The sequence below is a fragment of the Acidimicrobiales bacterium genome, assembly GCA_036273495.1.
Classification (GTDB): Bacteria; Actinomycetota; Acidimicrobiia; order Acidimicrobiales; family JAJPHE01; genus DASSEU01.
Genome location: DASUHN010000255.1, coordinates 1 through 24,500 on the forward strand (window position 1 = coordinate 1; position 24,500 = coordinate 24,500).

A 24,500-nucleotide genomic window follows, 5' to 3' on the forward strand; every position below is an offset into this window, starting at 1 on the left:
CCCCGTCGCTGCTGGCGGGCGCGTCGTACGCCCGCTTGACCTGGACCTTCGGCGTGGCCATCTCCTGCGTCCTCCTCGGTGCGGCCTGCCCGGCCGCCCCGTGCTCAGCGGTACGACGTGGCCTGGATCCCGTACAGCTCGGCGTAGGGGCCGCCCCGCCCCACCAGCTCGTCGTGGCTGCCCGCCTCGACGACCCGCGCCCCGTCGAGCACCACGATCAGATCGGCCATGCGAACGGTGCTGAACCGGTGCGACACCAGCACCGTGATCCGGCCCGCCTCCCGCTCGCGCTCGCGCCGGACGGCGTCGGCGTAGCGCTCGAACAGGGCGTGCTCGGTCTCGGCGTCGAGAGCGGCGGTCGGCTCGTCGAGCAGGAGCAGCAGGGGCTCGTCCCGCATGAAGCCCCGGGCCAGGGCCAGCTTCTGCCACTGCCCGAAGCTGACGTCCACGCCGTCGGGCCAGATGGGCCCGAGCTGGGTCTCGAGCCCGGCGCCCAACCGGGCCACGACCTCGTCGGCCCCCGCCCGGTCCACCGCGGTCACCACCGCCGGCTCGTCGTCGACCCGCGGCACGTCCCCGACGCCTACCGAGTGGCGGGCGCGCAGCTCGAAGCGGAAGAAATCCTGGAAGGCGCCGGCCAGACGCTCCCGCCAGGCGTCGGGACGGATGCGCGCCAGCGGGACGCCGTCGACGAGGATGCGCCCCGCCGTGGGCTCGTACAGCTTGCCCAGCAGCTTGACCAGGGTGGACTTGCCCGCCCCGTTCTCCCCCACTACGGCCACGACGGCGCCCGCCGGCAGATCGAGGTTGACGTCTTCGAGCACCACCCGGTCGGTGCCGGGATAGACGAAGCTCACGTTCTCCAGGCGGATCCCCTCGTGCAGGCGGTCGGGCGGCTCGAGATCGGCGTCGGCCACCACCGCCTCGGCGTAGCGCTCGAGCCACACCAGCCGCTTGGAGCCGTCCAGCCAGGTGCCGCGCAGGAAGCCGATCTCCCCCACCGCCCCGCCGATGTACGCCGAGAGGCGGGCGCCGGCGGCCAGCACCAGCAGCACCGAGCCGACCGAGGCGTGGATGGTCGACGACACGTACACCACCGCCCCGAGATACGCCCCGCCGAACACGGACCAGGCCAGGGTGTGCCACGTCGCCGTGGCCCACCGGGTGGCCGCAAGGGGCGCGTACCACCGCTCCCACTCCGACCGGCGCCGGGCCACCAGGTCGGGACCGATGCCGGTGATGCGCACCTCCTTGCCGGCGGCGGCGGTGGTCGCGGTCATGAACAGGTGCCGGGCCAGGCGGTCGTGGCGGGCACCCCGCTCCTGCACCACCCGCTCGACGGCCGGCCGCCAGGAGGAGGTCACCACCGTCGGCACGGCGAAGGCCGCCAGCACGATCAGCACCGGGCTGATCGACGCCAGCAGCCCGACGGTCAGCGCCAGGCGCAGGATCCAGCCCGCCGTCGTGAACAGCGACATGTACATGTGGTCGAGGACGAAGATCTGGTCGCGCAGCACGCTCAGGCGGTCGAGGTACTCGGGCCGCTCCTGGTGGGCGATGGTGCCGATCGACGCCTGCAGCCGGGCCACGTGCGACTCCAGGGCAATCGTCACCTTGTCCCGGAAGCGCCGCTGCACGCGCGTACCGACCGTGCGCAGCACCCAAGTGGCGGTGGCCGAGACCGCCAGGCCGACGGACGCCGCCACCAGCACGCCGTGGTGGTGATGGATGAGCCCGGAGCCGAGCAGGGCCAGCCACAGCGCCAGCAGGGAGTCGGGCAGGGCGGCCACCAGGGCCAGGACGAAGGCGGCCAGCAGCAGCCACGGCTCGTGCTGGTAGCCGAGCCGGCACAGGCGCCACATGGCGGCCAGGCCCGCCGGCATCTCGTCGGGCTCGGGCGCGCTCACCGTGCCGTCAGGCGAGGACGTCATACACCTGGCCTTCCTCGTCCTCGGCCGCCCCGAAGCGCCGGGCCTGGAACTCGAACATGGTGCGGTAGCGACCACCGAGGGCGATCAGCTCGGCGTGGGTGCCGAGCTCCACCACCCGCCCGTGCTCGAGCACGCAGATCCGGTCCGCCAGGCGCACGGTGGAGAAGCGGTGGGAGATCAGCACCGTCGTCACCGCGCTGGTGGCGGCCAGCAGCCGCTCGAAGATGGCGGCCTCGCCGCGCACGTCGAGCTGGGCGGTGGGCTCGTCGAGCAGGACCAGCCGGGCGCCGCCGCGCACGGCGCAGAGGGCCCGGGCCAGGGCCACCCGCTGCCACTGCCCGCCCGACAGGTCGGTGCCGCCGGGGTAGGCGCGGGCCAGCGGGGTGTCGAGGTCGGCCAGGCCCTCGGCGCCGGCGTCGGCCAGGGCGGCCCGGATCACCTCGTCGGGGGCGCCCCCGGGCGCCACGTTCTCCCGGAGGGACAGCTCGAAGCGCACGAAGTCCTGGAACACGGCCGCCACCTGGCGGCGCCACGAGCCCACGTCGAGGGCGCGCAGGTCGACGCCGTCCACCTCGATGGCGCCCGCCGTCGGCTCGTACAGGTGGCAGAGGAGCTTGGCCAGGGTGGTCTTGCCCGCCCCGTTCTGGCCGACGATGGCCATGGATGAGCCGGCGGGGATGGCGAGGTCCAGTCCGTCGAGCACCAGCGCCGACGTGCGCGGGTAGGCGAAGCCGACGCCTCGGAAGCGGACCTCGACGGCCGGCATCCCCGGGGCGGGCCGGGAGCCGGTCCGCAGGGCGCCGGCCGGCTCCATGGCCGGCTCCAGGCGCAGCACGGCGGCCACCGGGGCGGCGGCGCCGTCCATGGCCCAGTTGATCCCGCCGAAGGCGATCAGGGCCGCCCCCACCGCCGCCTGGGCGAACACCACCAACCGGCCCAGGCTCAGGTGCCCACCCCACGCGTCCGCCGCCAGGGACAGGAACACCCCGACGTTGGCCGCCACGACCAGGGCCAGGCTCCACAGGACCGGCCGCTCCCGCAGCCGGGTGGCCCGGTACTGCAGGTCGAAGAGCTGCCGGCGGCGCTCCACGAACCGCTCGAGGGTCCAGCCCGCCAGCCCGAACAGGCGCAGCTCCTTGGCCGCGGGCGGGTCGACGGCCAGCCGGTAGGCGTAGTCGGCGTGGCGCTGGGCCAGGCGCACCTCCTCGGTGTTGCGGTCCCGCCAGATCGAGCTCTCCCGGAGCAGCCAGTGGGTGGCGCCCCACGCCACGATCAACACGACCGGCGCCCACCACCGGTAGGCGAACAGGAGGAGCGCCGAGACGACCCCGCTCAGCAGGTCGACCAGCCCCGACGCGATGAAGTCCATGTTCATGTGCATGGGCGGGCCGGTCATGCCCATGTCGAACTCCCGCGCCACGGTGAGGTCCCCCACCAGGTCGGGGTTCTCGAGGTGGCCGATGCCGGGCGGGCCCACGCACGCCTCGGTCAGGCGGTCGTACAGCCAGGCCGCCACCCGGCTGCCCAGGTTGAAGCTGGCCGCCTGGTGGATCGGCGCCAGGACCTGGAGCAGGACGAAGCTGATCCCCACCAGCACCAGCCCGGGGGCCAGCGAGCCGTGGTGCTGCACCTCCCCGATCAGCACGCCCATCGCCACGGTGAACACGGTGGGGAACACGCCCCGCAGGACCAGGGCGGCCCACCACACCGCCGCCAACGGCCGGCTGGCGCGGGGCAGGGCGGCGAAGAACTGCCACTCCTGTCTCGACCGCAGCCGGCTCACCCGCTCATTTGAGCATCCGGCCTTGGACCCCGGCGCGCCTTGCGCCATCGGGGCCGGTGATCTTGTGCCATCGGGGCCGGTGATATAGAACAGGTTCCAGTTGGTGTGGCGGGGCGGCAGGAATCCGGTCCGGCCCAACGAACTTGTTGGGGACGGAGTGGATGTCCACGCCGCCGGCCGTCGTCCACGAGGACTGGGGGGCAGCATGGGGGTGAGGGAGCGGGGCGGCCGGTCACCGGCGCGGCGGGCCCGGGTGCTGGCCGTGGTGGCGGCCTCCGCGCTCGGCGCCACCGCCTGCGGGGCCCAGCTCCCGAAGGGCGTCCTCCAGCAGCTGCAGGCCCAGGCCTCCGGGCGCGGCGCGGGCGGCGGCGGGTCCGTGTCGGGGCAGGCGGCGGCGGGGTCAGGCCTCACTGCGGGAGCGGGAACGGCCACTGCGGGTGGAGGGTCGAGCGGCAACGCCCCGGCCCCCGGCGGCGGGACGGCTGCACCCGGGGCGCCGGCCGCCGGCAGCAGCGGAGCGGCCGGGACCGCGTCGTCCGGCGGCACCACCGCGGCGCCGGTGAGCGCCGGTGAGTGCGCCCAATGGGGTACCAACGCCCCCGGCCTTTCGGCCACCCAGCTGCAGGTCTCCACCGCCGACACCGACAGCGGACCGCTGCCGGGGGCCACGGCCGGGGAGTTCCGAGGTTCGGCCGCGTACCTGTCCATGGTCAACGCCTCGGGTGGGGTGTGCGGCCGCAAGCTGGTGGACACCGAGCTCGACGACGGCCTCGACCCCGCCCAGGGCCGGGCCCAGTTCGAGAAGATCCAGCCCCACGTCTTCGGCTTCACCGGGAACCTGAGCGTGGCCGACTCCGGCTACACCGACCTGATCAAGTCGACCGGCGTGCCGTGGGTGGGCGCGGTCGTCGATCCCGACTGGTCGGTGCGCAACGGCCCCAACGTGTCCCCCCATGCCATCCCCAGCACGGCCAGCGACGCGCCGTGGGTGTGGATCCGCCAGCAGCACCCCGGCGCCCTCAAGGCCGCTCTCCTGTACACCGACGTCAGCGCCGTCGTCGCCAACCTGCCGCCCACCAAGGTGGGCATGCAGAAGGCCGGCTACAACATCTCCTACACCGCCGGGCTCAACCCGACCGCGCCCGACTACACGCCCCAGGTCCTCTCGATGGCCAGCTCGGGCGTACAGGTCGTGTGGGCGTTCTCCCTCGAGGTCAACATGCAGGCCCGCCTGGAGAGGGACATGGCCCAGCAGGGGTTCCACCCCGCCGTCCAGGGCGCCAACCTCGCCTACGACACCGACTACAAGCAGCTGCTCGGCGCCGAGGGCAACGGGTGGATCAACCCGATCACCTACGCCCCGTTCCTGCAGCCCGGCGCCGCCGCCAACTATCCCGGGCTGGCCGACTTCGTGAAGTGGACGAGCCAGACCTTCCCGGGAGCCAAGAACGACCTGTTCTCGGTGGACGGGTGGGCGTACACAGCCCTGTTCGTGCAGGCCCTCCGCGCCGTCCAGGGACCGCTCACCCGCCAGAGCTACACCGCGGCCCTGCAGAAGGTGCAGCAGTTCAACGGGGGTGGTCTCGAACCACCCTCCAACCCGAGCAACCCGAGCGCATCCGTCAGCTCGCTCAACTGCTTTGCCATGGCCAGCTACCAGAACGGCAACTGGTCGGTCATCCACCCGAACAGCGGGGCCTTCGATTGCAGCCTAGGGACCACCTTCACCTACTGATGCCCGACAACTGATGCACACCTTCCTCGCCTACCTCCTGATCGGGCTGGTCGACAGCGCCATCTACGCCATCTCGGCCAGCGGGCTCGTCCTGACCTACGTCACGTCGGGGGTGTTCAACTTCGCCCACGGCGCGGTGGGGATGCTGCAGGCGTTCGTGTTCTGGGAGCTGCGCATCGGGTTGGGCCTGCCGGTGTGGCTGGCACTTCTCATCACCCTGTTCCTCGTCGCTCCCCTGCTGGGCGTCCTGCTCGAGAGCACCATCATGCGCTGGCTGGCGGGCGCGTCGCTCGCCACCAAGCTCGTGGTGACGGTGGCGCTGTTCGTCTCGTTCCAGGGGCTGGCCCAGGCCATCTGGGGCGTTCAGATCAGGACCCTTCCCCCGCTCTGGGGACCGCACTTCTACCGGGTCGGCGGTCTGGTGGTCAGCTGGGACCAGACGACCGTGGTCGTGGCCGCGGTCCTGGTGGCCCTGGCCCTGTGGGCGCTGCTCAAGCTCACCCGCCTCGGCGTGGCCATGCGCGCCGTGGTCGACAACCCCGAGCTGTGCCGGGTCAAGGGCATCAACCCCAACCGGGTCACCAAGGCCTCGTGGTCGCTCGGGTCGATGCTGGCCGGCCTGGCCGCCATCCTCATCGCCCCCGGCCTCAACCTCGACCCGAACGTCCTCAGCAGCCTGGTGGTGGCGGCCTTCGCCGCCGCCATCTGGGGCCGCCTGCAGAGCCTGCCCGCCACCTTCGCCGGCGCCCTCATCCTCGGGGTGGGGTCCGACATGGTGATCGGGTACTTCGCCGGGTCGGGAACCCTCGCCAACCAGCTGCAGCCGGCCCTGCCGTTCGTCCTGCTGTTCGGCGCCCTGCTCATGCGCCGGCCGGCCCGGCTGGCGGAGAAGACCAGGGTCCCGCCCGAGCCCCGGCCTCCGGATCGGACCCGGGCCCTGGGGTGGAGCGGGGTGGGGCTGGCGGTGGCCGCCGCCGCCACCCTCGTGATCCCCGGCTATCAGCTGCTGATCGGGTCCAAGGGCCTCGCCTACGCCATCACCCTCATGAGCCTGCTGCTGCTCACCGGCCTGTCCGGCCAGGTGTCACTCATGCAGTTCTCCTTCGCCGGCGTGGGGGCGGTGGTGTTCTCCGCCCTGCCCGCCGGGGTTCCCTTCCTCGTGGGGATGGTCGTGGCGGCGGCGGTGGCCGCCATCGTCGGGATGCTGGTCGCCCTTCCTGCCGCCCGCCTGCAGGGCATCTACCTGGCCCTCGGGACCCTCGCCTTCGCCATCCTGCTCGACAGCCTGTTCTTCGGTAACGACCACATCCTCGGGGGCGGCAAGACCCTGGCCGTGCGCCGCCCCTCGTTCCTCGGGGTGTCGATGACCAGCGAGAAGAACATGTTCATCTTCTCCGCCGTGGTGGCCCTGGTGATGGCCAACCTCGTGCTGGCCCTGCGGCGGGGATCGTTCGGGCGCAAGCTGGCCGCCCTGCGGGACAGCCCGATCGCCAGCGAGACCCAGGGCATGAACCTGATGAAGATCCGCCTGCAGGTCTTCGGGGTGTCGGCGGCGGTGGCCGGCGTGGCCGGTGTCCTGCTCGGCTCGGTCCAGACCCGGGTCGGCGGGATGAACTTCGTGTACCAGAACTCGCTGCTGCTCCTTCTCACCGCCGCCGCCTACGGCATCACGCGGGTCAGCGGGGCCTTTGCGGGGGCGTTCTTCCTCACCGTGCTGCCCTCGGTGGTGACCAACTGGTTGTTCGACGCCCTCAAGTCGATCCTGCCCGGCTTCTTCGACCGCGCCACCGCCGGGCCCAACTGGATCCAGCCGGTGCTGATCGGCTCGCTGGCCATCGTCATGGCCCGCCATCCCGAGGGGATCGTGGGGATGACCGTCAACCAGACGCGGGGCCTCTGGAAGACCGTCACGGCGCGGCGCGGCGCCCTGCCCGGCCGCCTGGCCCGGGCTCCTTCCCCCATCGGTGCGCCCGGGGTCGGCACCGTCGACCCGGTGGCAGGGGCCCGGTGAGCCCCGACCCGGCGGCCCGCACCCGGCGGAAGGCGGCACCCGAGGCCGTGCCGGCTCCGGCCGAGCCGCCGATCCTGCAGCTCCAAGGGGTGCGCGCCGCCTACGGAACCGTCGAGGTGCTCCATGGCGTCGACATGGCGGTGCCCGCCGGCCGGGTCACGGCGGTGCTCGGACCCAACGGCGCGGGCAAGAGCACCACGCTCCGGGTCATCGGCGGGCTGCTGGCGCCGACGGCCGGGCGGGTGTTGATCGGGGGCTGCGACGTGGCCGGTGTACCGCCGGAGCGGCGCACCCGCGCCGGCATGTGCCTCCTCCCCGAGGGGCGGGCCATCTTCCCCAACCTCACCGTCCGGGAGAACCTCCTCATGGACACCTACTCCAGCGGCCGGTCCCTGGACGAGGTGGAGGAGATCGTCTACCGCCGCTTCCCCCGCCTGGGCCAGCGCCGCTCCCAGACCGCCGGGACCCTCTCCGGCGGGGAGCAGCAGATGCTCTCCCTCGGCCGCACGGTCAGCAGCGATCCCGCCGTGATCCTCATCGACGAGCTCTCCATGGGACTGGCGCCGGTCATCGTCCAGGAGCTGTTCGGGGTGGTGGCCCAGCTGGCGGCCGAGGGGGTCACGATCGTCCTCGTCGAGCAGCTGATCGGCGCCGCCCTCGAGCTGGCCGACCACGTCGTGGCCATGTCCCGGGGCCAGGTCACGCTGGCGGGCCCACCGGCCACGGTCGTCGACGAGCTGTCGAGCGTCTATCTGGGAGCAACGGCATGACCAAGCCCATCCGTGTCCGGTCCGGGCGCGCCCGCCTCCGTCTCGCCGCGGGCGCCGGCGCCGCCGCCCTGGTCCTCGTCGTCGGGGAGTCGGGGGCGCGCGCCGCCGGCCTCAACGGCTACGTGATCTCGACCGCCGCCGACGCCGTGGCGTGGGTGCCGGTGCTGCCGGGCTTCGTTCCGGGCGCCGACTCGCCCGGCGAGATCAGCCTCTCGGACACGGCCGCGTCCCTCGCGTCGGGCGGGGTGGCGTACGGACGGGGCGCCCTCAACTACCCGGGCTCGTTCGGCGCCCACCTCGGACCGCTGATGCAGGAGGAGGGCGCGCCGGCGTCGGCCGCCCAGGCCATCCCCCCGTGGCCCACCTTGGCGGAGGCCGGCGGCGGCAGCGGGACGGTGACCAACGACCAGGTGCCGGGGGCGACGATCAAGGCGTTCGGCTCCCCCGACAAGTCGAGCGGGGACTCGCAGCTGCCCGGGATCAGCTTCCCGGGGATGCTGCAGGTCGGTTCGATCTCCACCCACTCCGTCTCGTCCACCGACAACGGAACGGCGCGCGCCTCGTCCAGCACGGTCCTCCACGACGTGTCGGTGGCCGGCGGGGCGGTGACCATCACCTCCGTCACGTCGTCGTCCGCGGTGGCCGGCTCGCAGTCCTCGGGGTCGGTGCAGGTGGCCGGTCTGCGCATCGCCGGCATCCCGGCCACGATCGACGCCAAGGGTGTGCACGCCGCCGGAACGGCGCTGCCGGGCAGCGACCTCAACCAGCAGCTCCTCCAGTCGCTCCAGTCGGCGGGGCTCAAGCTGTCGATGGCCGAGCCCACCACGTCCCACACCGCCGCCGGCGTCGCCCGCCAGGCGGGCGGCCTCATCATCGGCATCGACACTCCCGAGAGCCCGGCCGCCTCCGCCGGGGTGATCCTCGTGGAGCTCGGCGCCACCGCCGCCAGCGTGGCCACCAGCGCCGGCGCCCTGCAGAGCGTGAACGGCGTGTCCGGGCCGGGGGGAGGGACGGCCCCGTCGCCGGGCTCGGTCAGTGGCGGCGGGAGCGGCTCGTCCCTGCCGGCGGCCCTGACCGGAGGCCTCAGTGCCGGGCCCATGGACACGGGGACCGGAACGGCCGGCGTCACCTCCACACCGGCGTCCGCCGGGCCGGGGGGCGTGGTCGGAGCTCTCAACACCTTGGGCTCGGCGGCGGCCTACACCTACGGCGGCATCCCGATCGGGGTGATCGTCATCTCACTGCTGGGCCTGGTGGGCGGCAGCTGGGCGCTATCGGGGTGGGTGCGGCGGCTGGCCGCGTGGCGAGGGGAGGCATAGAGGTGACGGTGGCGTCCGACCCGGCGGTGGAGCAGCCGCCCTCAGGCCGGGCGGCGGCGCGGGACGGCCTGCGCCAGTCGCTCCTGCGCTGGGGGGCCCAGGCCCGCACGGCCGAGCTGGTGAAGCTGATCGTGATCCCGGCCTCGGTGGCGGTGGTGGGCGGCTTTGTCGTCATGTTCCTCGGGTGGTACGGGGCGGCCCGGTCCTATCCCGAGGTGGCCCAGATCCCCTACCTCATCTCCGGCGGCTTCGTCGGCCTCGGCCTCGTGGTGCTCGGCGGCCTGCTCCTGGCGTCAGCGGTGTGGATCACCCAGCTCACCCGCATGCAGCGGGCCATGGAGGAGCGCATCGATCGGATGGCGGCGTCGCCGGCTCCCGGCGTCGGGGAGAAGGCGCCGGCCCGGCGCCGGGCGGGTACGGCATCGTGAGCGGGGGGACGCAGCCGTGAGCGCGTCCGACGGCGCCGCGCCCCTTGCGGTCGAGGCGGTATCGGTCCGGTTCGGCGGCGTGCAGGCTCTGAGCGAGGTCAGCCTGCATGTCGACGCCGGCACCATCACCGGGCTGATCGGGCCTAACGGCGCCGGCAAGACGACGCTGTTCAACGTGGTGTCGGGCCTGGTGGCCCCCACCTCAGGGCGGGTGCGGCTGTCGGGTCGCGACGTCACCGCCGCCCCCACCTACCGGCGGGCCCGCCTCGGGGTGGCCCGCACCTACCAGCGCCTCGAGCTGTTCGGCTCGCTCACGGTGAGGGACAACGTCCTCGTCGGGGCGGAGCTGCGCCGGGAGTGGGACCGCAGCGGGCCCGACCCCGGCGCGACAACCGACCGCCTCCTCGGGCTGATCGGGATCGACGACGTGGCCGACGCGCGCGCCGACACTCTCTCCACCGGCACGTCGCGGCTGGTCGAGCTGGCCCGGGCCCTGGCTTCGGGGCCGCGGGTGCTGCTCCTCGACGAGCCGTCGTCCGGTCTCGACGACCGCGAGTCGGAGGCCTTCGGCCGCCTGCTGCTCCGGCTGGCCGACGAGGGGCTGGCCATTCTGCTGGTCGAGCACGACATGGACCTGGTGATGAGCGTGTGCCGGCACATCTGGGTGCTGGACTTCGGCCGCATCCTCACGTCGGGGTCGGCGGCGGAGATCAGGGAGAGCCCGGCCGTGCAGGAGGCCTACCTGGGAACGGCGGCGGCCTCGTAGCGTCGGGGCGTCAGCCGAGGCCAGCGCGGAGCACGCGGTCCAGCGTCAGGCGGGCCGCCCGCTCGTAGGTCGGCCGCCCGCCCAGCCCGATGGCCAGGTGCATGAGCCCGAACAGCAGCGCCCAGCCCACCGAGCGGGCCACCAGGCCGTCGTCGCGGCGCGGGTAGCCGGACCAGAACTCGTCCCGGGCGCCGTCGGGCAGGAGCATCCACGCCCCCGCCAGGTCGGTGGCCGGGTCCCCCGCCGACAGGTCCCCGAAGTCGATGACCGCGGCGATGGTGCCGCCGGACACCAGGAAGTTGGCGGGGTGGAGGTCTCCGTGCACCCACCGCGGCGGTCCCGGGTACGCCGGCACCGACAGCGCCGCGTCCCAGATGTCCCGCAGGCGCGCGGCGTCGACCTGTCCGGCGAGCTCCTCGACGCGGGCCACGAAGGCATCGGTGCGGGCCGCCAGGGGCACGGCGCGCCACGGGTTGTGCGGCGCCCCCGCCGGCGCATCCTGATGGAGGGCGTCGAGAAACGCCGCCAGGCGGCGGGCGGCGTCGGCCGGATCGGTGAGCGGGGCCCGGTCCCCCGGCTCGCCCTCCAGCCACGGCACGACCGACCAAGGCCACGGGTAGGCCGCCGACGGCCGGCCGACCCGAACGGGGGCGGGGACCGGCAGCGGCAGCCGGGGGGCCAGCCCCGGCAGCCACCGCTGTTCGCTCTCGATCAGGGGCACCGCCAACGACCGCCGGGGCAGGCGCACAACGAGATCGGCGCCGAGGCGCCACAGGACGTTGTCCCAGCCGGCGTCGAGATGGACCAACGGCAGGCCGGCCAGGTCGGGGTGCTGCTCGGAGAGGAGCGCCTGCACCAGCTCGCGGTCGACGCTGACGTCCCCCTCGGGCCAGCTCACCGGGTGAGCGTACCGGGCTGTGACGAATGTCAGTTGCATGATGGAATCGACTCGGTTATCGTCCGTCGCGTGAAGGTACTGACCGGCCCGGCGCCCGTCGGGGGCAGAGCCCGTCCCGCCGCCACGTTCACGGTCACCGCCCTGGGAGCCTTCATGGCCTCCCTCGACCTGTCGATCGTCAACGTCGCCTTCCCCGCCCTGGAGCGGTCCTTCCCCCGGGTCACCCCCGCCGGACTGGCCTGGGTGATCACCGCCTACAGCATCGTGTTCGGCTCCCTCCTGGTCACCGCCGGCCGGAGCGCCGACCGCTTCGGGCGGCGCCGGCTGTTCTTCCTCGGGTTGGCGGTGTTCTGCGCCGGGTCGGCCCTGTGCGGCCTGGCCCCGACCGTCCCCGTGCTCGTGGCCGGGCGGGTGGTCCAGGCCCTCGGGGCGGCCTGCCTGCTGCCGGCGTCGCTGGGGCTGCTGATCGGGGCCTTCCCCGCCGAGCGCCGGTCCCAGGTCGTGGCCCTGTGGGGGGGCGTGGGCGCCCTGGCCGTGGCCACCGGGCCGTCGCTGGGGGCGGGGCTGATCTCGGCGGGGGGATGGCGCCTGGCCTTTTACGTCAACCTCCCGGTGGCGGTGGTGGCGTGGCTGTGGGGCCGTCGGGTCCTGGGCGAGTCCGAGGTGCCGGTGGCGCCCCCCGCTCCCGACTATCTGGGCGTGGCCCTGGTGAGCCTGAGCCTGGCCTGCGTGGTGCTCGGCATCACCGAGGGCCCGTCGTGGGGGTGGCTGAGCGGGCGGGTGCTCCTGGCCTTTGCCGCCTTCGCCGGGCTGGGCGTCGCCTTCGTGGTCCGCTCCGCCCGCCACCCGGCCCCGGTCCTCGACCTCGGCCTGTTCCGGGCCCGGACCTTTGCCGTGGCCAATGCCGCCACTCTCGTCTACGCCATGGGCTTCTTCGCCATGCTGCTCGGCAACATCCTGTTCCTCACAGGTTTCTGGCACTACTCGATCCTGCGCGCCGGCCTGGCGGTGACGCCCGGGCCCTGGGTGGTGGCGGTGGTCTCGGGGTGGGCGGGGCGGATGGCGGGCCGGGTCGGCTTCCGCGCCGTGCTCGTGCCGGGGGCGTTGTGCTTTGCCCTCGGGCTCGGCTGGTACGCGACGCGGGTCGGTGTCCATCCCGCCTTCCTGGCCCGCTGGCTGCCGGGGACCCTGATCACCGGGCTCGGCATCGGGCTGACCTTCCCGGTGCTGAGCGCGGCGGCGGTGTCGAGCCTGCCGCCGCAGCACCTGGCGCTCGGCGGGGCCGTCAACCAGACCGCCCGCCAGATCGGCGGGGCGGTCGGGGTGGCCCTCCTCGTCGTCCTCCTCGGTGGCACCGGACACGTCCAGCACCTGTCGGGCTTCCGGCACCTCTGGGTTTACGGTTCGGCCATGGCCCTGCTCTCCGGCGCCATCGGCACCCTGCTCGCGGCGCCCCGGCGGGTGCAGGCCATGGCGATCGAGGAGGTGGCACCCGAGTTGCCCGCTGTCGCTGCCGGCCTCCCGGTCTCCCTCGAACCGGAGCTCGGGTGAGCGCCTCTCCCTCCGTGCCGCTTCTTCCCGATCCCTCCGACCCCAACCTGATCGGAGCCCTCAACCGCCTCGGCGCCGGGTTCCTGCCCGGCCTGATCGGGCTGCAGATAACCGGCGCCGAGCCCGGACGCGTCGATGCCCGGCTGCCGATCCGCGTCGACCACCTGGCCCCCAACGGGTTCCTGCACGCCGCCACCGTGATCGCGGTGGCGGACACCTGTTGTGGCTACGGCTGCCGGATGGCGCTCCCCGACGGAGCGGTGGGCTTCACGACCATCGAGCTCAAGTCGAACTTCCTGCGCACCCTCACCCAGGGGACACTGGCGGCCACCGCCAGCCTGGTCCACGGAGGACGCACCACCCAGGTGTGGGACGCCGAGGTCACCGACGTCTCCGACGCACGCGTCCTGGCGTTGTTCCGCTGCACCCAGGCTGTGCTCTGGCCCCGCTGACCGACCGATAATCCCGGCGGCACCGGCCGGCGGCCGCCATTGTGTTGGCCGTGGACCAGCAACCTCTCGAGACGACCGGGCGCACCCGGGTGCGGCGCCAGGCGGACCGGGGCCGTTACGACCGGGAGACGGTTTCCGCCATCCTCGACGCCGGGCTCATCTGCCACGTGGGCTTCGCCCTCGACGGCCGGCCCTGGGTCTTCCCGACGGCCTACGCCCGGGTCGCTGACGAGGTGTTCCTGCACGGCGCCAGCGCCAACTTCGGGCTGCGCGCCCTGGCCGACGGGGCCGAGGCGTGCATCACGGTCACGATCGTCGACGGGTTGGTGCTGGCGCGTTCGGCGTTCCACCACTCGATGAACTACCGCTCGGTGATGCTGTTCGGACGCGGTGCCGCCGTGACCGACCCCGACGAGAAGCGCCGCGCCCTGCTGGCCATCGTCGACCACATGGCGCCCGGCCGGTCCGTCGACACCCGCGCCCCGTCGGCGCCGGAGCTGCGCAAGAGCCTGGTCATCCGGGTGCCGATCACCGAGGCGTCGGCCAAGGTGCGTACGGGTGGACCCGTCGAGGAGCCCGAAGACATCGGTCTGGCCTACTGGGCCGGACAGGTGCCCCTGCGCCTCGTTCCGGGCGAGCCGATCAGCGACGGCGCCCCGTCAACGGCTGCCTCGCCCCCGGTGCCCGGCTACGTGGCGGGCTGGCTCACGTCCCGGGGATGACCCAGGTACCTGGTCACGGTCGGCTCCTCAGGTCGGCGACGCCCTCGCCCGTGAGGTCGTCGAGGGCGGCCTTGCGACCGGTCATCGCAGCCAGCAGCGACAGCGTGCCGGTCCCGGGTGGGGAGTTCGTCGGCTACCTGCGCGTGACCCCGGGCCGGGGCGGCGGGGCCCACGTCGAGGTCCACCAGCCTGGTCGACCTCCCGCTCCAGGCGGAGTTCATGGCGTGGGGCCTGGTGCTCGGCCGCCTGAAGGCCGGCGTGGTGGCGGCGTCGGACCCGAGCGCCCCGGTGGCGCCGAGGAGGACCCGGGCCAAGCGCCGTCGCTCAGCCTGATCCCCCTGACCCGACCCGCGTCAACACGTCGTCGGTCCACGCGACCGCACTGGTGGCGTTGAGGATGCCCCGCTTCAGGGTCGACCCGGGAAGCGACCGGTCGTCACCCAGGGAGGCCTCGATGGCCCGCAGCACGTCGAGGCGTCGCTCCAGCCGCAGCCGGTGCTCCCGGACCACCCGCCCGAGCACCTCGGCGGGGAGGTAGTGGCCGAAGAAGACGATGAGCGTGATGGCCGAGCGGACCTGGTCGTCTCGGGGATCGGCCAGGGCGAACCTCTGGAACCAGGCCCTCACCTCGTCCCGGCCGGCGGCGGTGATGGAGAAGCGGGCGGCGGCGCCCTCCTCGGCCAGGCCGGCGTCGACCAGGCGCCGGACCTCCCCGTACACCTGGCTGCGGGTCATGCTCCAGAACCCGCCGACGGAACGGTCCACGGCCGACCAGATCTCGGCGCCGGACATGGTCCCGTCCGCCTCCCAGCGCCCGCGGTCCGGCGGCGGAGGCCCGATGTCCAGCAGCCCGAGCACGCAGGCGGCGGTCGAGTTGAGGGCCCTCGCCATGTCCCCCACCTTAGTCTTGACGGGCGTCCTGATAGGACATCTAATTAGGAGGATCCGAGGGAGGGCGAATGGACACCATCGAGTTGGTCCGGGAGTACTACGAGCGGGTCTGGCAGAAGGGCGATGTCGAGGCCATCGACGACCTCCTCTCCCCTGATCACGTCGACGAGACCCCGCCGTCCGGGTTCGACGGGACCAGGGAGGCCCAGAAGCAGATCGCCGCCATGATGCGCGACACCTGCAAGGACAAGGTCGTCGACCTGCTCGACATCGTCGTCGACGGCGAGCGCGTGGCCGGCGTGTGGCGCATGACCTGGACCCAGGTGGGCGACCTGTGGGGAATGGTGCCCGCCGACGGCAGGCGTCTGGAGATGGACGGGATGGACCACTTCGTCGTGCGCGACGGTCGGATCGTCCGCACCCGCCACGTCGAGAACTGGCTCGGCGTGCTGATCCAGCTGGGAGCGTTCGGAGCCTGAGGGCCCCGAGCGCCCGGGGCCGGCTCCGGCTCCGCCTGGATCAGCCCCCGGCGCGGGCAGCGATGTCGTGGGGCCCCGCCGCCGGATAGCCCTTGGCGGCGCGCACGGACTCCCCCCACGGGGCGAGGATGGCCACGAGATCGTCGAAATCGGCCCCGAGGGCGTCCACGATCGGCCGGCAGTGGTGATCCGTGGCCACCTCGACGACCTCGCGTTCCTTCCGGCCCGCATCGGTCAGCTTTCCGTCGGCCAGTAGGCCGCGGGCAACGAGGCGGGCCTCGGCGGCGTCGAGATCCTCGTCGGTCCACGACCGGGTGCGGATGTAGGTGCGCAGCGGCAGGCCCCAGTACGCCTCGGTCAGCAGCCCGATCTCGGTGGCGTCGAACCCGGACGTGGTCCACGCCGCCACGTGGGCGTCACCGCGGAACTCCCGCAGCATGTCGGCGCGCCGCCAGGCATCCCCGAGCGGGGTCCCCGGCAGCGGCAGCGACGACAGCCCGGAAAAGAGAGGCTTCCCCTCGGGGCGGAGGGGCGCCACGGCCCGGGCCAGCAGCGCGTTGGCGCGTTCGACACCATCAGGCTCCTCCCCCAGGATCCGGCGCAGCTGACCCACGCCGCCGTCGTCGCGCGCCGCGCAGATCGTGGCGGCGTCGGTGAGCTGCCAGCCCGCGGTGACGAGCGGGACCACCACGGCCGGGTTGAAGACACCGAAGGCGGCGGCCACCAGACTCCCGGGCACCTGGCCCATCACCGATCCCCGGCTGCAGAAGTAGGCGGCGCCGTCGGGAGCGGCCACCCCGGCAAAGTCCCCCGGGCTGGCTCCGAACCCCAGGGCCGCGTACCCGGTGTGGCACTCCGGCGAGAAGTACACCTGGCCCGCCACCGGCTCGAGCGCAGCCGCCAGGGCCCGGGCCTTCCTCGACTGCTCCTCCATGTGATCCTCCCCCGGACCGGACAGCCGGACGGCGCCGTGCGTCGGTATCGTATGAGGGGCCAGGTCGGGATCGACGCGGTCGAGGGCGATGGAGTTGCACGCCGGGCGCCAGGCCGGCCCCGCCGGGCCTACGACCGAGGTCGGCGGTCAGCTGTCGCGGGCCAGGATGTCGGCCGCCGCCCGCATCTGCCGGGCGAGGTGCTTGCGCGCTTCCGCCTTCGAGGACTGACGGATCTCCTCCTTGGCCTCTTTGATCGCGGTCCGCAGACCCTGGATGGCCTCGTGGGCCTCGGAGGTGGCGGCCCTCACCGCCTCCCGCTCCCCGCTGATCTGCTTGAGGAGCTGGTCCAGCTCGGTCCGGGCCCGGTCAGCCCGGGCAACGGTGTCCTCGAGGGGTTCGACCATTGGCTCAGCGTAGGCGGGGGCCGTGGCGGTCCGGATCGACCTCGGCCGGCGGCGGTGCCCCGGGCGCGGCTCAGAGCGCGTCCCGTCGGACCATCCAGTCGTCGATCAGCCTGCGGGCAATGCTGATCCCGGACGGGATCGCGGGCACCTCGCCGGGGGAGAACCACCGCGCCTCCGCGATCTCCCCCGCCTGGCACACGATCTCACCACCACTCCATTCGGCGGTGAACCCGACCATGAGCGAGTGCGGAAAGGGCCACGGCTGGCTGCCCCAGTACCGGACGGCCCCGAGAGCGACCCCGACCTCCTCGCCAACCTCCCGGTGAACCGCCTCCTCCAGGGTCTCCCCCGGCTCCACGAACCCGGCCAGACACGAGAACATCCCCCCGGGGAAGTTGACGTTGCGCGCCAGCAGGGCCCGTCCGTCGTCGGGGCGCTCGACCAGCACGATGACGGCCGGCGCCAGGCGGGGAAAGGCCAGGAGCCCGCATTCCGGACACCGGCGGGCCCGCTCCCCAGCCGAGGGCTCCGTCGGGCTCCCGCACCGGCCGCAGAAACAGTGGTTGCGCTGCCACTCCACGAGTTGGACGGCGCGGCCCGCCAGCTTCCAACGGGCTTCGTCGACCCTCCCCCACAGCGAGTAAAGATCGGTGAGGTCCTCGTCGGCCTCGGGCCCCAGCTCGACGGCCCAACAGTTCTGGCCGGCCAGGGTGCCGAGGAAGAGACCGCTCTCGGGCGTCGGGCCCTCCGCCAGCGCCACCCGGGACTCCCGCACCGACACCAGCAGGACGGGACCGTCGGGGGACGAGGGCGGCTCGACGTGGGGGGCGAACATGGCCGGGCCCATGATGCCCGGCCCCGGTTGGACGCCGCGCAGCTGCCATACACACTGGAGGTCCGCCAGACGGCCGAGGTGCTGCGCGCGGTGGCCCGGTCCCTGCGGGTCGACCTCCCCGATCGGGTACACCGCATCCCTCTTCTCCACCGAGGAGCTCCAGTCGGTCGTCGACGAGTTGGTGCCCTGGGCGTAACACCCCGGCGGGGTCCGCACCGACCATGATGGAGCCGTGCCGGAGCTGAGAAACGGATCGGTCCGCCTGTGGTACGCCGAGCGAGGCGATCCGGAGGGACCGCCGACGATCCTCCTGCACGGGCTGTTCTTCTCCCGCCGGCTGTTCGAACGTCTGGCTCGTCGTCTGCCCGAACAGCGCATGCTCCTCCTGGACCTCCGGGGGCACGGGCGCTCGTCTCGTCCCATCGAGCCTTCGTCCTACAGCTGGGAGCTCATGGGGCGCGACGTCCTCGCTCTCATGGACCTTCTCGACCTGCCCCGCGCCACCGTCGGGGGACTGTCCCTCGGTGCCAACGTGGCTCTCGCCGTCGCCTCGCTGGCGCCGCAGAGACTGTCGGGCGCCATCATCGAGATGCCGGTCCTCGAAGGCGGCCGTCCGGCGGCCGAGCGGGTCTTCGGGGCCGTGGCCACCGCCCTCCAGGGGGCCGGCTGGCTCATGCGCCCGGCCACGCGTGCCTCGGCGCCTCTCCGGCGGACCCGGTACCCCGAGCTGGGATCCTTCGCCGACCTCCTCTCACTGGAGCCGACGGCGGCTGCCGCCATGCTGCGCGGCCTGATGGACGAGCACGAGGTCGTTCGCAAAGGCCCGCAGGCGCTCGCCCGCGAGGCTGTTCCGACGCTCGTGATCGGTCACCGTCACGATCCGATCCACCCCTTGGACGACGCTCGGGACATCATCTCCACGGTGCCGGGCTCGCGGCTGCACGTCATGGCCACCCAGGCCGACCTCAGGTTCCGGATCGGGCACTACGCCGAGATCATCGGGGACTTCCTCCGCACGCTGCCCGATGGTGGTGAGCGAGGCCGGCGCTCGTCATAATCGCTGGCCCTCGAGGCCGGCCCTGGTCATCATGCGACATGGGCGTGACGGTTGTGGCGACTGACGACGCGGGCGAGGTCCTGGACCGGGCCCACGCCCACCTGGTGAGTGAGCCGGTGTTGCACAACCCGATCACCGGCCTGCTCCACGCCCGGGTGGCGCGACCGGAGCCCGGTCGGTACTGGGTCGTCGAACGCGATGGTGCGGCAGCGGGGGTGGTGTTGCAGTCACCCATCGACTTCTTCGCCACCACCACACCCATGAGCACCGAGCACACGACGGCCGCGGTCGACGCCATCGTCGACGCCGGCACCGAGCTGCCCGGGGTCAACGCCGAAGCGGCCACCGCCGCCCGCTTTGCCGGGCACTGGACCGAGCGCACCGGCCGCGCCGCTCATGCCGACCAGGGCCAGCGGATCTACGCCCTGGAGCCGCCGGCATCGGCCCGCCCCACGACGGGCGGACCCCGCCTGGGCGAGGGGACCGACCGCGACCTGCTGGTCGAATGGATGGCCGCCTTTCATGCCGAGGCCGGAGAGGGTCCGGGCACCCCCGACGAGATGGTCGAGCGCCGGCTGGCCAACCGCGACCTCTGGCTGTGGGAGGACGGGGCCCCGGTCTCACTGGCGGGGATCTCCGCCCCCGTCGCCGGCGTGTCCCGGGTCGGGCCGGTCTACACACCCAAGCCCGTTCGGGGCCGGGGGTACGCCTCGGCCCTGGTGACGGCCGTGTCCGCCGCCGCGACCGAGGCCGGCAACGGGTGCATGCTCTACACCGACCTCTCCAACCCGGTGTCCAACTCCATCTACCGGGCCATCGGCTACCGCGCCGTGGCCGAGGCCCTGCGCTACCGCTTCGCAGGTCCGACCAAAGGCGATACTGGTGGATCGCACCGCGTGGACCACTCGACGGCATCCGGGTCGTAGACCTCAGCGGGGCCCGCTCGGGTCCGACCTGTACCCGGCAGCTGGCCGACATGGGTGCCGACGTGGTCACCGTCTCCCACCCCCGGCGGGCGGATCTCGGCGGGTCCGACGCGCTCAACCTCAACCGCAACAAGCGGTCGGCGTTGGTCGACCTGTCCACCGACGACGGACGGCAGATCCTGTTCGACCTCTGCTCCCGGTCCGACGTGCTGGTCGAGAACTTCCGGCCGGCCGTGAAGGCCCGCCTCGGCATCACCCCGGCGGCGGTGTGGGAGCACAACCCGCGGCTCGTCTACGCCAGCATCTCCGGATTCGGACAGACCGGCCCCTACGCCGACCGGCCCGGGGTCGACCAGATCGCCCAGGGCCTCGGCGGCTTGATGAGCGTCACCGGCCCTCCGGGCGGGGGCCCGTGGCGCACGGGCATCGCCGTATCGGACACCGCCGCCGGCACCCTGCTGGCCCAGGGGATCCTGGCGGCCCTGGTCGCCCGGCAGCGCACCGGGCGGGGGCAGTGGGTCCACACCTCCCTTCTCGAGGCCATGGTGAGCTTCATGGACTTCCAGGCGGCCCGCTGGCTCAACGACGGGGAGATCCCCCAGCAGGAGGGAAACGAGCACCCGACGATCACGGGCATGGGCACCTACGCCGCCAGTGACGGCCTGCTCAACGTGGCGGCCATCGGGTCGTGGTCCAGGTTCTGCACGGCCCTCGGCGCGCCCGAGCTCGCTACCGACCCGCGCTTCGGGACCCACACCGAGCGTCTCCGCCATCGCCCCGAGCTGCACGACCGCCTGAGCGAGATCCTGTCGGGGTCGACGGTGACCGACTGGGTCGAGCGGCTCAACGCCGCCGGCTTCCCGGCCGGGCCGGTCCTGGGCGTCGACGAGGCCATGGACGATCCCCAGGTCAGTCATCTGGAGATGGTCAGCGAGGCAGGAGAGGGACGGGTGCTGCGCCACCCGGTGACCTTCACCGAGACGCCGGCGTCGGTGCGCTCCCCCGCTCCGTCCCCGGGTGCGGACACCCGCGAGGTGCTCACCGAGCTGGGCATCGGGGAGGAGCGCATAACCGAGCTCATCGCCGGCGGCGTGGTCGCCACCGACCGGTCCGCTCCCGCCTGGAACGCCTAGGACGGCGGTACCCTCGATCCGATGTCCGACTACGTGGCCGTCAACCGCGCCAACTGGGACGACCGGGTCCCGATCCACGTGGCGTCACGCTTCTACGACGTCGAGGGCTGGCTGGCGAGGCGTCCGGGCATGCGGGAGCGGGAGCGGTGCGCCCTGGGTGACGTGGCCGGCCTCGACGTGGTGCACCTGCAATGCCACTTCGGGCTCGACACCCTCGCTCTGGCCGACTCGGGGGCGCGGGTAACCGGCGTGGACTTCTCAACCGAGGCCATAACCGAGGCCCGCCGCCTGGCGGAGCGCGCCGGGCTCAGCGACCGGGCCCGCTTCGTCGAGGCCGACGTGCTCCGCGCCGCCGAGGCGCTGGCCCCGGAGACGTTCGACCTCGCCTACGTGAGCCTCGGGGCGCTGTGCTGGCTCCCGAGCGTGCGGCAGTGGGCCGCACAGGTCGCGTCGGTGCTCCGCCCCGGCGGGCGCCTCTACCTTCACGACAGCCACCCGCTCGCGTGGGCCCTGGCCGACGACGAGACCCGCCTCGAGCACACCTACTTCGAGGAGAGCGAGCCGTACGTGGACGACAGCGACATCACCTACACCGACGGTGACGTCCGGATCGGCAGCACCCGGTCCTACGAGTGGAACCACTCCCTCGGCGAGATCGTGGGCGCCCTCGTGGACCAGAGAATGCAGCTGGTCACGATGGAGGAGCACGACTGGACGGTCTGGCCCCGCTTCCCGTGGCTGGTCGAGACGGACGACCACCGCTGGGAGTGCCCGCCGGGGCGGCCCCGGATGCCGCTCACGTACACGATCGTCGCATTGCGTCCCTGACACGGGGCCTCAGGCCGGCGCCTCGGGGTCGAGCGCTCGGTCGACCCGGCGTAGACTGGGGCTGGACGCCGAGACCGGCCCGAACCGGGCTGGAGCCGAGACGAGGTGGGTTGCACATGGCTGACGTGGAGACCAGGCCCCGGGCCCTGTTCAAGCGGATGGAGGACTCCACCGCCGAGGACTGGCAGCTGATCATGGGCCAGCACGGTGAGCTGGTCACCGTGCTCCCCGACCGGATCCTCGAGCAGCTGCGGATGTTGGACGACGAGGGCGGCGGCTTCGCCGTCGACCGCCTCACCCACAGCCTGCAGACGGCCGCCCGCGCCGAGAAGGACGGGCGCGACGACGCCTACCTCATCTGCGCTCTCCTCCACGACATCGGGGACACCCTCGGTCCGCTCAACCACGCCGACATCGCCGCGGCCGTCCTGCGCCCGTGGGTCAGCGACGAGTACCACTGGATGGTGCAGCAGCACGCCACCTTCCAGGGCTACTACTTCTGGCACCACATCGGCGGGGACCGCAACGCTCGGGACGCCTTCGCCGGCCACGAGCACTACGACCTCACCGAGGAGTTCGTGCGCACGTACGACATGCCTGCGTTCGACGAGGACTACAAGACCCCGCCGCTCTCGCACTACGAGCCACTCATCCGGTCTTTCTTCGCCGGGCGGGCCGGTTAGAGCTCCCCCGGGAACCCCTGACCGGGAGCGGGCCGCTCCCTCACCACGGTGGCGGGGTCCTTGTCCGGGCGCAGCCCCTCGAAGCGGGGATGGCGCAGCCGGCCGTCGCGCGTCCACTCGCTGAAGGCGACGTTGGCGACCAGCCGGGGCTCGACCCAGTGGACCCGGGGCTCGCGCACCCGCTCGGCAAACGGAGAGTCGGCCCTCTGGAGCGGGGCAAGCGCCCCGGCCAGCCGGGCCAGCGTCTCGGTCGTGAAGCCGCTGCCGACCTTGCCGGCGTAGTGCAGGGCGCCGTCCTCGTGGTAGCCGACGAGGACGGCCCCGATGTGGGCACGGCTGCCCTGGGGCTCGGTCCACCCCCCGATCACCAGCTCCTGGCTGGCCGAGCACTTGAGCTTGGCCCACTTGCCCGAGCGGCCCGCCGTGTAGGGCGCGGCGGTGCGCTTGGCCACCAGCCCCTCCCAGCCCTGGCTGCAGGCCGACGCCAGCAGGTCCCCGGGGTCACCCGGGAGCTCGTCGACCGGGCGCAGGACGGGCCCGTCGGTCACCACCTGGGTGAGCAGGCGGCGGCGGTCGGTCTGGGCCAGCGAGGTGGTGTCCTCGCCGAGGAGGTGGAGGAGGTCGAACACGCCGTACACGACGCGATGGCTCGCCTGATGCTGCTGCAGCTGCCCGAAGCCGACGAAGTCGGAGCCGTCGTGCGCGACCAGCTCGCCGTCGAGGGTGAAGCTGTCCGGCGCCAGCGTCCCGACGGCGGTCGCCACCTCGGGGAAGCGGTCGAGGAACGAGTTGTGGTTGCGCGACCACAGCTCGACCGTCGCGCCGTTGCGCACCGCCAGGCAGCGCAGGCCGTCGAGCTTGCGCTCGTAGACCCATCCCTGGCGGGGCTGGGCCAACCACGCCGGGGCGTCCACCAGAGTGGCGAGCATCGGCGGCAGCCACCGAGCCCGAGCCACCGCCGCACCCTACCGGCGCCCCGCTCCGGCTCGGTCCCGTAGCCTCGGGTCGTGGCCGAACAGCTCGAGTTCAAGGACCCGATCAGGCGCCAGCCCATCACCATCCGGTTGGTCCGCAGGGCCGACCTGGAGGTGATCGGCCATCAGCGCAAGCCCCGCCCCGCCCACCTGAAGGCCCTGACCGCCTCGCTCGAGCGCATGGGCTACGTCACTCCGCTCGTCGCGGTCGAGCGCGAGGGCAAGCACGTGATCATCGACGGCCAGCACCGCTTCCACGCCGCCAGCGAGCTGGGCGTGAAGGAGTTCCCGGTGGTCGTGGTCCCGGAACGCCTGGCCCGGCGGATGATGAGCCTCAACGTCGAGCAGAACCTCAACATCAGGGAGCGGGCCACCATCGCCCTGTCGATCTACCGGGACATCCTGGAGGACTCCCCCAACCGCACCGAGGACCACGGGGATGTGGTCGACTCCATCGAGACCCCGCACCTGGTGACCCTCGGCCTCGCCTACGAACGCTCGGGCCGCCTGGCGGGAAGCGCCTTCGAGCTGATCCTCAAGAAGTGCGACGGCTTCCTCGACCGGCCCCTGCACGATGCCTACGAGATCCGGGAGGGCCGGGCCGAGAGGCTGCTGGAGGCGGCCGATCGGGTGAAGGCGGTCGAGGAGGCCCTCAAGGAGCGCGGGGCATGGCATTCCATGGCCCGCTACCAGATCATCAGCTACGCCAACCCGACCAAACGGGCGCGCAAGCCGGCCGACTTCGACAAGACGTTCGCCAAGTTCATCGCCACCCTCACCGAGCTCGAGGCGTCCCCGCAGAAGGTCCTGGGCGAAGAGACCGACGCCGAGTAGCGCCCCTCGCGCTCCCCGAGATTCGTGCGACCCGGACTAAGAGGTTGCGCGGATAGGGGCCATCAGGACTGACCCAGATGGCCGCCGTCTATGAGCTTGATGATGAGCAGGATGCCGACCACGAAGGAGAGCTGGGCGGCACGGTGGGCGGTCTT

General features: G+C 72.8%; 24 protein-coding genes. 16 read left to right on the top strand and 8 right to left on the bottom strand.

The genetic code is table 11. From position 1 onward, the window contains the following. Positions 1-104 precede the first annotated feature (104 nt). Together VFW24_11005 and VFW24_11010 are read right to left on the bottom strand one after the other, a co-directional pair. On the bottom strand, positions 105-1,907 hold the full coding sequence (locus VFW24_11005) for an ABC transporter ATP-binding protein (GenBank protein HEX5267291.1): 1,803 nt from the start codon (positions 1,905-1,907) through the stop codon (positions 105-107). Positions 1,908-1,914: 7 nt separating this feature from the next. Further along, complete coding sequence (locus VFW24_11010) at positions 1,915-3,714, bottom strand: ABC transporter ATP-binding protein (GenBank protein ID HEX5267292.1); 1,800 nt, start codon at positions 3,712-3,714, stop codon at positions 1,915-1,917. A 205-nt stretch (positions 3,715-3,919) separates the two neighbouring features. On the opposite strand from VFW24_11010, the gene VFW24_11015 reads away from it, so the two are divergent. The 6 genes from VFW24_11015 to VFW24_11040 are packed head-to-tail and all read left to right on the top strand — an operon-like array spanning position 3,920 to position 10,743. Next, positions 3,920-5,449, top strand: coding sequence for an ABC transporter substrate-binding protein (locus tag VFW24_11015; GenBank protein HEX5267293.1), 1,530 nt, complete (start codon positions 3,920-3,922; stop codon positions 5,447-5,449). Between the two features lie 13 nt (positions 5,450-5,462). After that, a complete protein-coding gene (locus VFW24_11020) occupies positions 5,463-7,460 on the top strand; it encodes an ABC transporter permease (protein HEX5267294.1) in 1,998 nt (665 codons plus the stop codon). Beyond that, positions 7,457-8,230: an ABC transporter ATP-binding protein gene (locus VFW24_11025; GenBank protein ID HEX5267295.1), complete on the top strand. Its 774-nt coding sequence runs from the start codon at positions 7,457-7,459 to the stop codon at positions 8,228-8,230. The genes VFW24_11020 and VFW24_11025 overlap by 4 nt, the downstream gene beginning before the upstream one ends. Further along, a complete protein-coding gene (locus VFW24_11030; protein HEX5267296.1) occupies positions 8,227-9,549 on the top strand; it encodes a choice-of-anchor P family protein in 1,323 nt (440 codons plus the stop codon). The genes VFW24_11025 and VFW24_11030 overlap by 4 nt, the downstream gene beginning before the upstream one ends. A 2-nt stretch (positions 9,550-9,551) precedes the next feature. Further along, positions 9,552-9,977, top strand: a complete 426-nt coding sequence (locus VFW24_11035) for a hypothetical protein (protein HEX5267297.1) — start codon at positions 9,552-9,554, stop codon at positions 9,975-9,977. Positions 9,978-9,993: 16 nt separating this feature from the next. Beyond that, positions 9,994-10,743 (top strand): ABC transporter ATP-binding protein, encoded by a 750-nt coding sequence (locus tag VFW24_11040; protein HEX5267298.1) that lies wholly within the window; start codon positions 9,994-9,996, stop codon positions 10,741-10,743. Between the two features lie 10 nt (positions 10,744-10,753). Here the strand turns inward: VFW24_11040 and VFW24_11045 are convergent, their stop codons facing one another. Next, positions 10,754-11,641, bottom strand: coding sequence for an aminoglycoside phosphotransferase family protein (locus VFW24_11045; protein ID HEX5267299.1), 888 nt, complete (start codon positions 11,639-11,641; stop codon positions 10,754-10,756). Between the two features lie 69 nt (positions 11,642-11,710). Between VFW24_11045 and VFW24_11050 the strand changes: the two genes are divergently transcribed. From VFW24_11050 to VFW24_11060, 3 genes are read left to right on the top strand one after another with little or no spacing between them, the layout of a single operon-like run. Beyond that, positions 11,711-13,192: a DHA2 family efflux MFS transporter permease subunit gene (locus tag VFW24_11050; GenBank protein ID HEX5267300.1), complete on the top strand. Its 1,482-nt coding sequence runs from the start codon at positions 11,711-11,713 to the stop codon at positions 13,190-13,192. Next, positions 13,189-13,644, top strand: a complete 456-nt coding sequence (locus tag VFW24_11055) for a PaaI family thioesterase (GenBank protein HEX5267301.1) — start codon at positions 13,189-13,191, stop codon at positions 13,642-13,644. The genes VFW24_11050 and VFW24_11055 overlap by 4 nt, the downstream gene beginning before the upstream one ends. 50 nt (positions 13,645-13,694) lie before the next feature. After that, positions 13,695-14,366, top strand: a complete 672-nt coding sequence (locus VFW24_11060) for a pyridoxamine 5'-phosphate oxidase family protein (GenBank protein HEX5267302.1) — start codon at positions 13,695-13,697, stop codon at positions 14,364-14,366. A gap of 324 nt (positions 14,367-14,690) precedes the next feature. On the opposite strand, the gene VFW24_11065 is transcribed toward VFW24_11060, so the two are convergent. Beyond that, on the bottom strand, positions 14,691-15,257 hold the full coding sequence (locus VFW24_11065) for a PadR family transcriptional regulator (protein ID HEX5267303.1): 567 nt from the start codon (positions 15,255-15,257) through the stop codon (positions 14,691-14,693). Between the two features lie 68 nt (positions 15,258-15,325). Between VFW24_11065 and VFW24_11070 the strand changes: the two genes are divergently transcribed. Next, on the top strand, positions 15,326-15,736 hold the full coding sequence (locus tag VFW24_11070; protein HEX5267304.1) for a nuclear transport factor 2 family protein: 411 nt from the start codon (positions 15,326-15,328) through the stop codon (positions 15,734-15,736). 40 nt (positions 15,737-15,776) lie between these two features. On the opposite strand, the gene VFW24_11075 is transcribed toward VFW24_11070, so the two are convergent. The 3 genes from VFW24_11075 to nudC form a co-directional block, all read right to left on the bottom strand. Continuing rightward, positions 15,777-16,670 carry a hypothetical protein gene (locus VFW24_11075; GenBank protein ID HEX5267305.1) on the bottom strand — a complete coding sequence of 298 codons (894 nt, stop codon included), beginning with the start codon at positions 16,668-16,670 and terminating at the stop codon, positions 15,777-15,779. Between the two features lie 147 nt (positions 16,671-16,817). After that, positions 16,818-17,075: a hypothetical protein gene (locus VFW24_11080; GenBank protein HEX5267306.1), complete on the bottom strand. Its 258-nt coding sequence runs from the start codon at positions 17,073-17,075 to the stop codon at positions 16,818-16,820. A gap of 70 nt (positions 17,076-17,145) precedes the next feature. Next, positions 17,146-18,126, bottom strand: a complete 981-nt coding sequence (gene nudC, locus VFW24_11085; GenBank protein HEX5267307.1) for an NAD(+) diphosphatase — start codon at positions 18,124-18,126, stop codon at positions 17,146-17,148. A gap of 16 nt (positions 18,127-18,142) precedes the next feature. On the opposite strand from nudC, the gene VFW24_11090 reads away from it, so the two are divergent. The 5 genes from VFW24_11090 to VFW24_11110 all read left to right on the top strand — a co-directional run bounded on the left by VFW24_11090 (position 18,143) and on the right by VFW24_11110 (position 22,537). Next, a complete protein-coding gene (locus VFW24_11090) occupies positions 18,143-18,967 on the top strand; it encodes an alpha/beta fold hydrolase (protein ID HEX5267308.1) in 825 nt (274 codons plus the stop codon). Positions 18,968-19,020: 53 nt separating this feature from the next. Continuing rightward, the gene (locus VFW24_11095) at positions 19,021-19,893 is read left to right on the top strand and encodes a GNAT family N-acetyltransferase (GenBank protein ID HEX5267309.1); all 873 of its coding nucleotides are present in this window, start codon (positions 19,021-19,023) and stop codon (positions 19,891-19,893) included. Then, positions 19,881-21,026: a CaiB/BaiF CoA-transferase family protein gene (locus VFW24_11100; GenBank protein HEX5267310.1), complete on the top strand. Its 1,146-nt coding sequence runs from the start codon at positions 19,881-19,883 to the stop codon at positions 21,024-21,026. The genes VFW24_11095 and VFW24_11100 overlap by 13 nt, the downstream gene beginning before the upstream one ends. A gap of 21 nt (positions 21,027-21,047) precedes the next feature. Then, positions 21,048-21,854 carry a methyltransferase domain-containing protein gene (locus VFW24_11105; protein HEX5267311.1) on the top strand — a complete coding sequence of 269 codons (807 nt, stop codon included), beginning with the start codon at positions 21,048-21,050 and terminating at the stop codon, positions 21,852-21,854. Positions 21,855-21,970: 116 nt separating this feature from the next. After that, the gene (locus tag VFW24_11110) at positions 21,971-22,537 is read left to right on the top strand and encodes an HD domain-containing protein (protein HEX5267312.1); all 567 of its coding nucleotides are present in this window, start codon (positions 21,971-21,973) and stop codon (positions 22,535-22,537) included. Here the strand turns inward: VFW24_11110 and ligD are convergent. Next, positions 22,534-23,493, bottom strand: coding sequence for a non-homologous end-joining DNA ligase (ligD, locus tag VFW24_11115; GenBank protein ID HEX5267313.1), 960 nt, complete (start codon positions 23,491-23,493; stop codon positions 22,534-22,536). The two genes, VFW24_11110 and ligD, sit on opposite strands and share 4 nt — an antisense overlap. Positions 23,494-23,544: 51 nt before the next feature. Here ligD and VFW24_11120 point away from each other — a divergent pair, with 51 nt between their 5' ends. Beyond that, positions 23,545-24,345 carry a ParB/RepB/Spo0J family partition protein gene (locus VFW24_11120; protein HEX5267314.1) on the top strand — a complete coding sequence of 267 codons (801 nt, stop codon included), beginning with the start codon at positions 23,545-23,547 and terminating at the stop codon, positions 24,343-24,345. Positions 24,346-24,500 lie beyond the last annotated feature (155 nt).

Coding starts and splice junctions, on each gene's coding strand:
- VFW24_11015 (HEX5267293.1), top strand. CDS start 3,920: ATGGGGGTGAGGGAGCGGGGCGGCCGGTCACCGGCGCGGCGGGCCCGG.
- VFW24_11020 (HEX5267294.1), top strand. CDS start 5,463: ATGCACACCTTCCTCGCCTACCTCCTGATCGGGCTGGTCGACAGCGCC.
- VFW24_11030 (HEX5267296.1), top strand. CDS start 8,227: ATGACCAAGCCCATCCGTGTCCGGTCCGGGCGCGCCCGCCTCCGTCTC.
- VFW24_11065 (HEX5267303.1), bottom strand. CDS start 15,257: ATGGCGAGGGCCCTCAACTCGACCGCCGCCTGCGTGCTCGGGCTGCTG.
- VFW24_11070 (HEX5267304.1), top strand. CDS start 15,326: ATGGACACCATCGAGTTGGTCCGGGAGTACTACGAGCGGGTCTGGCAG.
- VFW24_11075 (HEX5267305.1), bottom strand. CDS start 16,670: ATGGAGGAGCAGTCGAGGAAGGCCCGGGCCCTGGCGGCTGCGCTCGAG.
- VFW24_11080 (HEX5267306.1), bottom strand. CDS start 17,075: ATGGTCGAACCCCTCGAGGACACCGTTGCCCGGGCTGACCGGGCCCGG.
- VFW24_11105 (HEX5267311.1), top strand. CDS start 21,048: ATGTCCGACTACGTGGCCGTCAACCGCGCCAACTGGGACGACCGGGTC.
- VFW24_11110 (HEX5267312.1), top strand. CDS start 21,971: ATGGCTGACGTGGAGACCAGGCCCCGGGCCCTGTTCAAGCGGATGGAG.